The organism is Enterobacter sp. Bisph1 (assembly GCF_000814905.1).
In the GTDB taxonomy this organism is placed as follows: Bacteria; Pseudomonadota; Gammaproteobacteria; order Enterobacterales; family Enterobacteriaceae; genus Kosakonia.
The window spans coordinates 14254-26137 of sequence record NZ_JXAG01000035.1 but is presented as its reverse complement, the minus strand read 5'-3'; the positions used below and the strand labels follow the sequence as shown (position 1 = coordinate 26137).

Annotated in this window: 13 protein-coding genes; 8 read left to right on the top strand and 5 right to left on the bottom strand. The window is 55.6% G+C overall.

The window, feature by feature from the left end; translation table 11 throughout:
• Positions 1 to 73 precede the first annotated feature (73 nt).
• Both ispE and lolB read right to left on the bottom strand, forming a co-directional pair.
• Positions 74 to 940: a 4-(cytidine 5'-diphospho)-2-C-methyl-D-erythritol kinase gene (ispE, locus tag RW65_RS09425; protein ID WP_039056474.1), complete on the bottom strand. Its 867-nt coding sequence runs from the start codon at positions 938 to 940 to the stop codon at positions 74 to 76.
• Positions 937 to 1557, bottom strand: coding sequence for a lipoprotein insertase outer membrane protein LolB (gene lolB / locus RW65_RS09420; protein WP_039056473.1), 621 nt, complete (start codon positions 1555 to 1557; stop codon positions 937 to 939). Before lolB ends, ispE begins: the two co-directional genes overlap by 4 nt.
• 196 nt (positions 1558 to 1753) lie before the next feature.
• On the opposite strand from lolB, the gene hemA reads away from it, so the two are divergent.
• The 6 genes from hemA to kdsA are packed head-to-tail and all read left to right on the top strand — an operon-like array spanning position 1754 to position 7071.
• Entirely contained in the window at positions 1754 to 3010 is a 1257-nt protein-coding gene (gene hemA, locus RW65_RS09415; RefSeq protein ID WP_039056472.1) for a glutamyl-tRNA reductase, read from the top strand.
• 39 nt (positions 3011 to 3049) lie between these two features.
• Positions 3050 to 4132 (top strand): peptide chain release factor 1, encoded by a 1083-nt coding sequence (gene prfA, locus RW65_RS09410; RefSeq protein ID WP_039056471.1) that lies wholly within the window; start codon positions 3050 to 3052, stop codon positions 4130 to 4132.
• On the top strand, positions 4132 to 4971 hold the full coding sequence (gene prmC / locus RW65_RS09405; protein WP_039056470.1) for a peptide chain release factor N(5)-glutamine methyltransferase: 840 nt from the start codon (positions 4132 to 4134) through the stop codon (positions 4969 to 4971). The genes prfA and prmC overlap by 1 nt, the downstream gene beginning before the upstream one ends.
• Positions 4972 to 4977: 6 nt before the next feature.
• Positions 4978 to 5370 carry an invasion regulator SirB2 gene (gene sirB2 / locus RW65_RS09400; protein WP_039056469.1) on the top strand — a complete coding sequence of 131 codons (393 nt, stop codon included), beginning with the start codon at positions 4978 to 4980 and terminating at the stop codon, positions 5368 to 5370.
• 3 nt (positions 5371 to 5373) lie between these two features.
• Positions 5374 to 6183 carry an invasion regulator SirB1 gene (gene sirB1 / locus RW65_RS09395; protein WP_039056468.1) on the top strand — a complete coding sequence of 270 codons (810 nt, stop codon included), beginning with the start codon at positions 5374 to 5376 and terminating at the stop codon, positions 6181 to 6183.
• Between the two features lie 36 nt (positions 6184 to 6219).
• Positions 6220 to 7071, top strand: coding sequence for a 3-deoxy-8-phosphooctulonate synthase (gene kdsA / locus RW65_RS09390; protein WP_039056467.1), 852 nt, complete (start codon positions 6220 to 6222; stop codon positions 7069 to 7071).
• A 40-nt stretch (positions 7072 to 7111) separates the two neighbouring features.
• Here the strand turns inward: kdsA and chaA are convergent, their stop codons facing one another.
• Positions 7112 to 8212: a sodium-potassium/proton antiporter ChaA gene (chaA, locus tag RW65_RS09385; RefSeq protein ID WP_039056466.1), complete on the bottom strand. Its 1101-nt coding sequence runs from the start codon at positions 8210 to 8212 to the stop codon at positions 7112 to 7114.
• A 273-nt stretch (positions 8213 to 8485) separates the two neighbouring features.
• On the opposite strand from chaA, the gene chaB reads away from it, so the two are divergent.
• Positions 8486 to 8716 carry a putative cation transport regulator ChaB gene (chaB, locus tag RW65_RS09380; RefSeq protein WP_039056465.1) on the top strand — a complete coding sequence of 77 codons (231 nt, stop codon included), beginning with the start codon at positions 8486 to 8488 and terminating at the stop codon, positions 8714 to 8716.
• Positions 8717 to 8887: 171 nt separating this feature from the next.
• Positions 8888 to 9586: a gamma-glutamylcyclotransferase gene (locus RW65_RS09375; protein ID WP_039056464.1), complete on the top strand. Its 699-nt coding sequence runs from the start codon at positions 8888 to 8890 to the stop codon at positions 9584 to 9586.
• Between the two features lie 6 nt (positions 9587 to 9592).
• On the opposite strand, the gene RW65_RS09370 is transcribed toward RW65_RS09375, so the two are convergent.
• Together RW65_RS09370 and RW65_RS09365 are read right to left on the bottom strand one after the other, a co-directional pair.
• Positions 9593 to 9829 carry a DUF1883 domain-containing protein gene (locus RW65_RS09370; protein ID WP_039056463.1) on the bottom strand — a complete coding sequence of 79 codons (237 nt, stop codon included), beginning with the start codon at positions 9827 to 9829 and terminating at the stop codon, positions 9593 to 9595.
• 218 nt (positions 9830 to 10047) lie between these two features.
• Positions 10048 to 11832: a methyl-accepting chemotaxis protein gene (locus RW65_RS09365; protein WP_039056462.1), complete on the bottom strand. Its 1785-nt coding sequence runs from the start codon at positions 11830 to 11832 to the stop codon at positions 10048 to 10050.
• Positions 11833 to 11884 lie beyond the last annotated feature (52 nt).

Sequence of the window (11884 nt, the reverse complement as noted above, 5' to 3'; positions counted from 1 at the left end):
CGGTCGGGGCAAAATTCTATCCATGCGGTGTATTAAAGAGCGCGATGCAACGTCTGGAACAGGTGTGACGTTGTCACCAATGCTCAGCTTGCCCGGCGATGGTCTGCGCCAGCGGCGAGAGGTTGACGCCTCGCGCGACAAAACCATGCAGCCATTCCGGGGCTTGCTCAAGCACCTGACGAGCGGCGGATTCAGTGTCAAATTCGGCAAAGACACAGGCTCCTGTGCCAGTCAGGCGCGACGGCGCGTATTCTAACAGCCAGGAAAGCGCGGCATCAACCTCGCGAAAACGTTTTCTTGCGATAACCTCGCAATCATTGACAAAATCACCTGTTAATAAGCAATCGATTGACCTTTTCTGCGTGTTTCTTGGCAGTTCTGGATCGTTAAAAATCACCGGCGTCGGAATGCTCACCCCCGGATGCGCCACCAGATACCACTTCTCCGGCGGGTTCGCCGGGGTGAGAATTTCGCCCACCCCTTCGGCGAAAGCCGCATGGCCGCGCACAAATACCGGCACATCGGCACCTAAGCGCAGGCCAAGTGCGGCTAGCTCATCCACAGACAGTTTGCAGCCCCACAGGTGATTAAGCGCCACCAGCACCGTCGCCGCATTGGATGAACCGCCGCCGAGGCCACCGCCCATTGGCAGGCGTTTATCGATAGCGATGTCCGCGCCGCTGCCCGCAGGCAAACGACCGCTTTCTTGTGCGCGCTGCATCAGCAGACGCGCAGCGCGCACAATCAGGTTCTCTTCATCCGGCACGCCAGCGACCGGCGTTAACAGGCGAATTTGCCCGTCGTTACGCAGCTCGATGGTCAGCGTGTCGCCGTAATCAAGAAACTGAAACAGCGTCTGCAGTTCATGATAGCCGTCGGCGCGCTGGCCGGTAATGTAGAGAAACAGGTTCAGTTTCGCCGGAGCGGGCCAGATGCTCATTTGACGATCCAGTTATCCATTTTCAGCTTGATGCGCTGTTTGCCATCGTTCAGTTCCATATTGGCGGGCAGGGAAGGCTGGCTGTTGTCATACCCGCCATACACCACTTTCCACGACTTGCCGCCGGTGCTGTAGTTCAGCTCGCTCAGGCGATACTGGGAATCCAGTTTATAATCCGTGGCATCGCCAGGCAGACCGAGGATCCACTGACGCAGGCTGTTAAGGGGGATCGGCATTCCGGTCAGTTTGCCAATCATCTCCTCGGCGTCGTCAGCGGTATAGCGCTTGCCTTTATTGTCCAGTAACTGCACGTTGCCAGGCTCGGCTTTCAGTTCAAGTTCGGTGCTGCCCAGCGGGTTGGTCAACAGCAGGCGATAGCGATCCTGCCCGGTTTGCTGCCAGAAAAAGCGCGCATAGACTTTTTGTTCATCGGAGAGGTAAGCAAATGCGCCGCGCGTCTGGTACTGGTTCAGGTTGCGCACCTGCTGCTGGTGCTCACGCCACTGCGGCGCATCGGGGCTTTTGCCCGGTCCTTTCGGCGCATTGAGGGTACAGGCGGTTAGCACGAGGCTTGCGAGGGGCAGCAAGCGAATAAGACGAACGTCCGAAAGAGTCATACGTGGGCAAATCCTTGTGATTTTGCGGTAATCGCTTAATGCTAGCGTTGCTGTGTAACAGCGTCTACTTTCAAGTTGTCATAAATCATGAAATTACCGATTACTCCGAAAGGGTAGTCTCTCTTTTATTGACCTCGCTCATCCTGTATGATGCGTACAGTCTAACCTTATCAACGTTGGTACTACTCCCGCGCTCATGACCCTTTTAGCTCTTGGCATCAACCATAAAACGGCTCCCGTTTCCCTGCGAGAACGCATTGCTTTTTCGCCGGAAACCCTTGACCAGGCATTAGAAAGCCTGCTGTCACAGCCTATGGTGCAAGGCGGAGTGGTCCTGTCAACCTGTAACCGCACTGAACTCTATCTCAGCGTTGAAGAGCGGGAAAATCTGCAGCAAGCGCTGGTGCGCTGGCTGTGTGATTATCACCAGTTACCGGAAGAAGAAGTGCGCCAGAGCCTGTACTGGCACCAGGATAACGACGCCGTCAGCCATTTAATGCGCGTGGCGAGCGGTCTGGATTCGCTGGTATTGGGCGAGCCGCAAATCTTAGGCCAGGTGAAAAAGGCCTTCGCCGATTCCCAACGCGGGCATCTTAACGCCAGCGATCTGGAGCGTATGTTCCAGAAATCCTTCTCCGTTGCCAAACGGGTGCGTACGGAAACCGATATTGGCGCCAGCGCGGTTTCCGTCGCGTTTGCTGCCTGTACCCTGGCGCGGCAAATCTTTGAATCTCTCTCGCAGGTGACCGTGCTGCTGGTGGGCGCGGGCGAAACCATTGAACTGGTTGCCCGTCACCTGCGTGAACATAAAGTACAGAAAATGATCATCGCCAACCGCACGCGCGAACGTGCGCAGCTGCTGGCGGATGAAGTAGGCGCGGAAGTTATCTCCTTAAGCGAGATTGACGAGCGCCTGAAAGATGCCGATATCGTGATCAGCTCCACCGCCAGCCCGCTGCCGATTATCGGTAAGGGCATGATGGAGCGGGCGATGAAAGCGCGGCGTAACCAGCCGGTGCTGCTGGTGGATATCGCGGTTCCCCGCGATGTCGAACCGGAAGTCGGCAAAGTGGCAAACGCCTATCTCTACAGCGTTGACGATCTGCAAAGTATTATTCAGCACAACCTGGCGCAGCGGAAAGCTGCGGCGGTACAGGCGGAAAGTATCGTCGCCCAGGAAACCAACGAGTTTATGGCCTGGCTGCGCGCGCAAAGCGCCAGCGAGACAATTCGTGAATACCGCAGCAAGTCTGAAGCGGTGCGCGACGAGCTGAGTGCTAAAGCCATCGCCGCACTGTCGCAGGGTGGCGATCCGCAGGCCATTATGCAAGACCTTGCGTGGAAACTGACCAACCGCCTGATCCACGCCCCAACCAAATCTCTTCAGCAGGCTGCCCGTGATGGGGACGATGAACGCCTGCATATTCTGCGCAACAGCCTCGGGCTGGATTAGCACAACACTCTCTTATTATTAAAAGGTGCATTTACGCCTATGAAGCCTTCTATCGTTGCCAAACTGGAAGCCCTGCACGAGCGTCATGAAGAAGTCCAGGCGCTGCTCGGTGACGCACAAACCATCGCCGATCAGGACAAATTCCGTGCCCTGTCGCGGGAGTACGCACAGCTGAGCGATGTGTCACGCTGCTTTACTGACTGGCGACAGCTTCAGGAAGATATCGAAACCGCACAGCTGCTGCTCGAGGACCCGGAAATGCGCGATATGGCGCAGGACGAGCTGCGCGATGCGAAAGAGAAGGGCGAACAGCTAGAGCAACAATTGCAGCTGCTGTTGCTGCCAAAAGATCCCGATGATGAACGCAATGCCTTTGTCGAAGTCCGCGCTGGTACTGGCGGTGACGAAGCTGCACTGTTTGCCGGCGATCTGTTCCGTATGTACAGCCGCTATGCCGAATCCCGCCGCTGGCGCGTCGAGATCATGAGCGCCAACGAGGGCGAGCACGGCGGCTTTAAAGAGGTGATTGCTAAAATCAGCGGCGAGGGTGTTTACGGTCGGCTGAAATTTGAATCCGGCGGCCATCGCGTACAGCGCGTACCGGCCACGGAATCCCAGGGGCGAATTCACACTTCAGCCTGTACCGTCGCGGTAATGCCGGAACTGCCGGAAGCGGAAATGCCGGATATCAACCCGGCGGATCTGCGTATTGATACCTTCCGCTCCTCCGGCGCAGGCGGTCAACACGTTAACACCACCGACTCCGCAATCCGTATTACCCACTTGCCGACCGGTATTGTGGTGGAGTGTCAGGATGAACGTTCCCAGCATAAAAACAAAGCCAAAGCGCTGTCGGTGCTCGGGGCGCGTATTCGCGCTGCGGAAACGGCGAAACGCCAGCAGGCGGAGGCCTCCACGCGGCGTAACCTGCTGGGCAGCGGCGATCGCAGCGACCGTAACCGCACCTATAACTTCCCCCAGGGGCGCGTAACGGATCACCGTATCAACGTTACGCTTTACCGGCTGGATGAAGTGATGGAAGGCAAGCTGGATATGCTGATCGAACCGATTGTGCAGGAATACCAGGCCGACCAGTTAGCGGCGCTTTCAGAGCAGGAATAATGGATTATCAACAGTGGTTGCGTCAGGCCATCGGCGCCCTTACGGCAAGTGACAGCCCGCGTCGCGATGCGGAGATTTTGTTGGGCTTTGTTACCGGCAAATCGCGCACCTATATTCTGGCGTTTGGCGAAACCCTGTTGCCCGCAGAGCAGCTGCAACAGCTGAATGGGCTGCTGGCGCGCCGGGCGAACGGCGAACCGGTGGCGCATCTGATTGGCGTACGCGAATTCTGGTCGCTGCCGCTGTTTGTCTCTCCCGCCACGCTTATTCCGCGCCCGGACACCGAATGTCTGGTGGAGCAGGCGCTGGCGCGTTTGCCCGCTCAACCCTGTCGCATCCTCGATTTAGGCACCGGTACCGGTGCTATCGCCCTTGCGTTGGCCAGTGAACGGCCGGATTGCCATGTTACCGCCGTCGATCTGGTGCCGGATGCGGTTGCGCTGGCGCAGCGCAATGCCGGGCATTTAGGTATTCAGAATATAGAGATTGTGCAAAGCCGCTGGTTTAGCGCGCTGGCAGGAAAGCAGTTTGATCTCATCGTCAGTAATCCACCCTATATTGATGAGCAGGATCCGCATCTGGCGCAGGGCGATGTACGCTTTGAGCCATTGAGCGCACTGGTGGCCGCCGACGGCGGGCTTGCGGATTTACGCGCGCTAATTGACGAGGCGCGCCGCTTTATCCTGCCGGGCGGCTGGTTACTGCTGGAGCACGGCTGGCAACAGGGCGCGACTGTTCGCACACTGTTTAACGATTACGGCTGGCAGCAGGTGGCAACCTGTCGCGATTATGGCGGTAACGAGCGGGTGACCCTTGGGCAATGGACGCGGCAAGAGTGACGCAGAATGCATCTCTTTAACATCCTGATTATATTGCATTTGACCTGCGTCGCGCTGACCGTTAGCCTGTTTGTTTTACGCTTCTGGTGGCGCTGGTCCGGCAATTCTCGCCTCAACGCGCATTGGGTACGGGTGATCCCGCACCTGGTTGACACGCTATTACTGCTCAGCGGGGCCGCTTTAATGTGGGTAACAGGTTATTTGCCGTTTACTGCTAAAGGCGCATGGCTGACTGAAAAGCTGTTTGGCGTTATCATCTACATCGTTTTGGGTTTTATTGCGCTCGGGCGACATCGTCCGCGCAGCCAGCAAACCGGTTTTATCGCCTTTTTGCTGGGGCTGGTGGTGCTGTACATCATCATTAAACTCGCCGCCACAAAAGTACCGATACTGGGGTAAGACATGAGGTCGTTAGCTGATTTCGAATTTAACAACGCGCCATTATGCGACGGGATGATCCTTGTTACCGAGCTGATCCGCGATGATTTCTCTTCACAATTTGTCCAGGATGAACTGGACAATTTGCTCCGTCTGGCACGTGAAGAGATTGGTCAGGCAAAGCCTCAGGACTGGCAGCTGGAAAAACTTGTTGAGCTGTTTTATGGCGAATGGGGCTTTAAAGATAGCCGCGGCGTTTACCGTCTATCCGACGCGCTGTGGCTGGATAAAGTCCTGCAAAACCGTCAGGGCAGCGCCGTATCGTTGGGAGCGATTTTGCTGTGGGTGGCCGGTCAGCTGAATATTCCGCTCACACCGGTTATCTTCCCGACCCAGCTTATCCTGCGTGCCGAGTGGCTGGATGGCGAAATGTGGCTGATTAACCCGTTTAACGGCGATACGCTGGATGAGCACACGCTGGAAGTGTGGCTGAAAGGCAATATCAGCCCGGTTGCCGAACTGTTTAATGAAGATCTCGATGAAGCCGACAATGCCGAAGTGATCCGTAAGCTGCTGGATACGCTGAAGTCGGCGTTGATGGAAGAGCAGCAGATGGAGCTGGCCCTGCGCGTCAGCGAAGCACTGCTGCAGTTTAACCCGGAAGATCCTTACGAGATCCGCGACCGCGGGCTGATTTACGCCCAGCTGGAATGCGACCATGTGGCACTCAACGATCTGAGCTACTTTGTAGAGCAGTGCCCGGAGGATCCGATTAGCGAGATGATCCGCGCGCAGATCAATTCGATTGCGCATAAACAGATTACCCTGCATTAACGTTTTGTTCCGATTCACACTTGATAAGGCGATTTTATGAAACAAAAAGTGGTTAGCATTGGCGATATTAACGTCGCGAACGATCTGCCGTTTGTCCTCTTTGGGGGGATGAACGTGCTGGAATCCCGCGATTTAGCGATGCGCATTTGCGAACACTACGTCACCGTGACCCAAAAACTGGGCATCCCGTACGTGTTTAAAGCCTCTTTTGACAAAGCCAACCGTTCTTCCATCAAGTCCTATCGCGGACCGGGTCTGGAAGAGGGGATGAAAATTTTCCAGGAACTGAAACAGACCTTTGGGGTGAAAGTGATCACCGACGTCCATGAAGCGTCACAGGCGCAGCCGGTGGCCGACGTGGTTGATGTGATCCAGCTTCCGGCGTTCCTCGCTCGCCAGACCGATCTGGTTGAAGCGATGGCGAAAACCGGCGCGGTCATCAACGTGAAAAAACCGCAGTTTGTCAGCCCCGGCCAGATGGGCAATATCGTTGATAAATTCCGCGAAGGCGGCAATGACAAAGTGATTCTGTGCGACCGCGGCGCCAACTTCGGCTATGACAACCTGGTGGTTGATATGCTGGGCTTTGGCGTGATGAAGAAAGTCTCTAACAACTCACCGGTGATTTTCGACGTGACCCATGCGCTGCAGTGCCGCGACCCGTTTGGCGCGGCCTCCGGCGGCCGTCGTTCGCAGGTCACCGAGCTTGCGCGCGCGGGCATGGCAACCGGCCTTGCCGGGCTGTTTATTGAAGCGCATCCGGATCCGGACAACGCGAAATGCGACGGTCCTTCCGCGCTGCCGCTGGCGAAGCTTGAAGCGTTCCTGAAACAGATCAAAGCGATTGATGATTTAGTGAAAAGCTTCGACGAACTCGATACCGAGTAAGCAAACAAACCCCGCGCTGCGGGGTTTTTTTTAGGCCAGCTCAGGCAAATATGGTCATCAGATAGGCCGCAAACAGCGCCAGATGCGCCGCACCGTTAAGGACATTGGTACGACCGGTCGAAAAGGATATCTGGCACAGCGCCAGCGAGGCGACCATCACAATCATTTCCGGCGCTTCGAGGCCAAACACCAGACGATTGCCGGTTAACCAGGCAATCAATGTCACCACCGGCACCGTCAGCGAGATAGTGGCCAGTACCGAACCGAAGAACAGATTCATCGCCCGTTGGACCTGATTATTCAGCACCGCTTTTAACGCGCCCAGCCCTTCCGGCGAGAGAATCAGTAACGCCACCAGGAAACCGGTAAAGGCCACCGGCGCGTTCATTTCCGTCAGCAATGTCTCCAGCGGATGGGCATTCATTTTTGTTACGCCAATCACCGCGATCAAATGCACAATCAGCCATGCCGTATGCCACACATTGCCGTGGGCGGAGGGTTTACCATGATGCGGATCGTCATCGTCGCCCTCATCTTCATGTTCATAGACAAACAGGCTTTGGTGGGTTTTGGTCTGAATAAGCAGGAAGACGCCATACATGGCGGCGGAGATCAACGCTACCAGCAGCGACTGACCGATGGTGAAATTGGCGTCCGGCAGCGACATCGGGAAAACCAACACAATGATCGCCAGCGGGAACAGAGCTATCAAATACTGTTTAATGCCGAACAGGTTCATATACTGGGTCGCGAACTTACGCCCGCCAAGTAACAGCGAAAAACCCACCAGCCCGCCGGTGACGATCATGATGATCGAGTAGAGCGTGTCGCGCATTAATGTTGGCGCGGCATCGCCCGTCGCCATTAAGGCCGAAATCAGACTAACTTCAAGAATAACCACCGACAGGCTGAGGATCAGCGAACCGTAGGGCTCGCCCAGTCGATGGGCTAAAACGTCCGCGTGGCGCACCACGCTAAATGCGCTAAACAGGATCCCCACCAGCGCCAGGGCATTGATGCCAATCACCACCGGCAGCGACTGCGATTCTCCCCAGAACAGCAGTACGGCCAGTGCTAACAGCGGAAAAATAAGCGAAGACTCCTTATGACGGGTTTTAACCGTCTCGTGCGTTGTTGTCATTATGGTGTTCCATTATTGAGCAGGTGAATATGAGGTATTTATATATAAAGAGCGGCTATAAAATAGCAAAGATTGCGATTTATGTGGGGATTTTTACCCAGTTTTACCGTTATCTTTTCATTTTGTTATTAGTTCGCTGAAACTCTGTGTTTTACGCTATTTCGTGATGTTTTACATATAGATAAATTACAGTTTTATAATTAATTACCTTGCGCTGGCACAGCGGGCGTTTCTCGTCCAGGCTTACTTCTTTAAGCCAAAAGGAGCCGTAAGATGCCTTATAAATCGAAATCCGATCTGCCCGACAGCGTGCAGCATGTCCTGCCGGCGCACGCGCAGGAAATTTATAAAGAGGCGTTTAACAGCGCCTGGGATCAATATAAGGACAAAGAGGATCGCCGGGATGATGCCAGCCGCGAGGAGACCGCGCATCGCGTGGCCTGGGCAGCGGTAAAAAATGAGTATCAAAAAGGCGACGACGATAAGTGGCATAAAAAGAAATAACCCAGAGAAATTATGGCTTTTCGTAATTTATAGCTTTAATCGATGGATTGACGCTATTGCCAGCGGCCTGTGAATCTCATAAGGTCGTACTAAGCTGCGCTTAAAGCAGCATATGCCGGGAAGGCAGCAGTAAAGCAGTCGCAGGGAAGCAGGCAGTGGCGGAGGTAAAAGATGTTAACGCGTGATTTCTTGCGAACGGCGGATTGTAAAACGGCCTTTGGCGATATAGAAGAGTCCCTGCTGTGGTCGGCGGAGCAGCGAGCGGCGTCTCTTGCGGCGACGCTGGCGTGTCGCCCCGATGACGGCCCGGTGTGGATTTTTGGCTACGGTTCGCTGATGTGGAACCCGGCGCTGGAGTTTGTTGAATCCTGTACCGGTACGCTTACGGGCTGGCACCGGGCATTCTGCCTGCGCTTGACCGCCGGTCGTGGCACAACATGTCAACCCGGACGCATGCTGGCGTTAAAAGAGGGCGGTCGCACTACGGGCGTGGCGTATCGTTTGGCGGAAGAGAGCTTATTTGATGAGCTGACGCTGCTGTGGAAACGCGAAATGATCACCGGGTGTTATCTGCCAAGCTGGTGCAAACTCACCCTCGACGATGGCCGGTCCATTAATGCACTGGTGTTTATCATGGATCCGCGCCATGCCCTTTATGAATCTGATACGCGGGCGCAGACCATCGCGCCGCTGATTGCCGCCGCCAGCGGGCCGCTTGGCACCAATGCGCAATACCTTTTCTCCCTGGAGCAGGAGCTGATTAAGCTCGGTATGCAGGATGATTGTTTAAACGATCTGGTGGGGAAAGTGCGATTGCTGCTGGAAGGTGAAAAACCAGGCCCGGATCTGCAGCCTGGTTTTGCCTGCTAAGAGCCGTTATGCGGCAACGTAGCTGATCGAGTGCTCCAGCGACTGGCTGTGGCTATCGATCAGCACGCTCCACACGCCGCTGTATGGCACCGCTAAATAGGCGCTTGCGCGATTCTGTACGCTCAGAATATCGGTCTGCGCCTGGCGTTTCTCGCTCATCAAATGAATATGACAATTCTCCGAACAACGCACCACAACCGTATCGCCACCAAATAACTTCAGACTTGCTTTTACCACCGCCATCTTCATTAACCCCGTAGTTTTTTAACAACGCGATCCGTGCGGGAAGAGTCCTTAAGAGTGATATTGTTCACACTTTACTCACTGCATAACACCAAAGGGCAGGGGGAAGAATGCTGATTTTGATCAACTAATGACGTAACGATTAAACAAAAATGACATTGTGCGGCGGGGTAAGAAGACGGCGCGTAAAACCGTGGTTAAAACGCGCCTAAAGAAAATTAAATGCGGAAATGACCGGCGGTTTCAGCAAGCTCCGTCGCCTGCGAGCGCAGCGCTCCGGCGGCAGCGGTGGATTCCACCACCAGCTCGGCGTTTTGCTGCACCATACGGTCAAGATCGAGCACCGCATGGTTGATTTCCTGGATACCTTTCATCTGCTCGCTGGTGGCGACGGTAATCTCGCGCATAATCACCGACACGCTGTCGATGCTGTCGACGATCTCCGTCATGCTCTCGCCCGCCAGCCGCACGAAGCGGGAGCCGGTCGCCACGCTTTCGGTGGTCGAATCGATCAGCGTTTTGATCTCCTTCGCCGCCTGCGCGCTGCGGCTCGCCAGATTGCGCACTTCACCTGCGACCACCGCGAAACCGCGGCCCTGTTCGCCCGCGCGCGCGGCTTCCACCGAGGCGTTAAGTGCCAGGATATTGGTCTGGAACGCAATGCCATCAATCACGCTGGTAATGTCGCCGATTTTTGCCGACGCCACTTCAATCGACTGCATGGTATTAATCGCCTGCGTCACCACCTGACCGCCGCGTGAGGCTGCCTGCGAAGCCGCATGCGCCTGATCGTTAGCCTGTGCCGCCGCGTCCGTTGATTGCGCCACCGAAGCGGTGATCTGCTCAACGGCGCTGGCGGTGCCGCGCAGACTGGAAGCCGCCTGTTCCGTACGACCTGAGAGATCCTGGTTACCCGCCGCAATCTCCTGTGCCGCCAGCTGCACCGAACTGCTGGAGTCGCGCAGTTTCGCCATCACCACCGACAGCTTGTCGCTAAACGCGTTAAAAGCATGGGCTATCTGCGACACTTCGTCATTACCATCCACCGGCAAACGCTGGGACAGATCGTTGGTGCCGCTACTGATGGCGTTCATTGCATCGCGCACCGTCAGTAGCCGTTTCAGCATGGTCGACACCAGCCACTGCATTACGGCTCCGGCAATGACGACTAACACCACTAAAGACAAGGCAGAGACATGCAGCTGCGCGCGCAACCCGGCGGTAGAATCATCGCTATCAAGGGCCACCGCCAGCAGCCAGTTGGTGCCTTTAACCGGGCTCGCCAGCAAGGCTTTATCGTCACCGGCATAATAGCCATCGACCCGTTTCCCGGCACGCAGCTGGTCAAAGCTGACGCCGCTTATGACGTCGGTAAAAGGCTTAAGGGTTAATTTATCGTTAGCGGAGGCGATCACCGAACCGTCGCTCGCCAGCAGCATGCCGGTACTGTTCGGCGTGGGGCTGATACCGCGTACGTTGGCAACAACGCTATCCATCGACACGTCGCCTGCGACCACCGCTTTCAGCGTACCGTTCTCTTTGACCGGAACCGCGAATGTTACCACCAGCGCACCGGTGCTGGCGTCAACGTAAGGTGCGGTAACCACCGGCGCATCGGCCTTCACCACTTGCTGATACCACGGGCGAATGGTCGGGTCATAATCGGGCGGCACGCCGCCCGGATCGGAGAATTTCGCTGTTTTAGTGGCATAGCCCGCGTAAACGTTGATAAATCCCCCGGCGCGGGCGATCTGCGCGAAAACCGGTATTGGATCGTCGGTTAATGCCACGCTTTGCAGCGAGGCAATCATTGTCATTTTTGAAGAGACCCAGTCGGCAATCGCAATACTGTGGCTGGCACTGGTACTGGACAGAATATCCTGCTGAGTTTGCTGGCTGTGGTGGCTGGTAACCTGATAGTTAATAACGGTGTTAAGCAGTAATGCGCTGGCGAGACACCCCGCTGTTGCTGCGATAATACGGGACTTGATCGATCTGAACATAATTATAGTACCTGCTGTGTTGTCTTTAAGTGCTATCGGCAACACCGCAGGT

Excerpts from the sequence above, each read along its gene's own strand:
- ispE (WP_039056474.1), bottom strand. The coding sequence starts at position 940 with ATGAGCATCTGGCCCGCTCCGGCGAAACTGAACCTGTTTCTCTACATT.
- lolB (WP_039056473.1), bottom strand. The coding sequence starts at position 1,557 with ATGACTCTTTCGGACGTTCGTCTTATTCGCTTGCTGCCCCTCGCAAGC.
- hemA (WP_039056472.1), top strand. The coding sequence starts at position 1,754 with ATGACCCTTTTAGCTCTTGGCATCAACCATAAAACGGCTCCCGTTTCC.
- prfA (WP_039056471.1), top strand. The coding sequence starts at position 3,050 with ATGAAGCCTTCTATCGTTGCCAAACTGGAAGCCCTGCACGAGCGTCAT.
- prmC (WP_039056470.1), top strand. The coding sequence starts at position 4,132 with ATGGATTATCAACAGTGGTTGCGTCAGGCCATCGGCGCCCTTACGGCA.
- sirB2 (WP_039056469.1), top strand. The coding sequence starts at position 4,978 with ATGCATCTCTTTAACATCCTGATTATATTGCATTTGACCTGCGTCGCG.
- sirB1 (WP_039056468.1), top strand. The coding sequence starts at position 5,374 with ATGAGGTCGTTAGCTGATTTCGAATTTAACAACGCGCCATTATGCGAC.
- kdsA (WP_039056467.1), top strand. The coding sequence starts at position 6,220 with ATGAAACAAAAAGTGGTTAGCATTGGCGATATTAACGTCGCGAACGAT.
- chaA (WP_039056466.1), bottom strand. The coding sequence starts at position 8,212 with ATGACAACAACGCACGAGACGGTTAAAACCCGTCATAAGGAGTCTTCG.
- chaB (WP_039056465.1), top strand. The coding sequence starts at position 8,486 with ATGCCTTATAAATCGAAATCCGATCTGCCCGACAGCGTGCAGCATGTC.
- RW65_RS09375 (WP_039056464.1), top strand. The coding sequence starts at position 8,888 with ATGTTAACGCGTGATTTCTTGCGAACGGCGGATTGTAAAACGGCCTTT.
- RW65_RS09370 (WP_039056463.1), bottom strand. The coding sequence starts at position 9,829 with ATGGCGGTGGTAAAAGCAAGTCTGAAGTTATTTGGTGGCGATACGGTT.
- RW65_RS09365 (WP_039056462.1), bottom strand. The coding sequence starts at position 11,832 with ATGTTCAGATCGATCAAGTCCCGTATTATCGCAGCAACAGCGGGGTGT.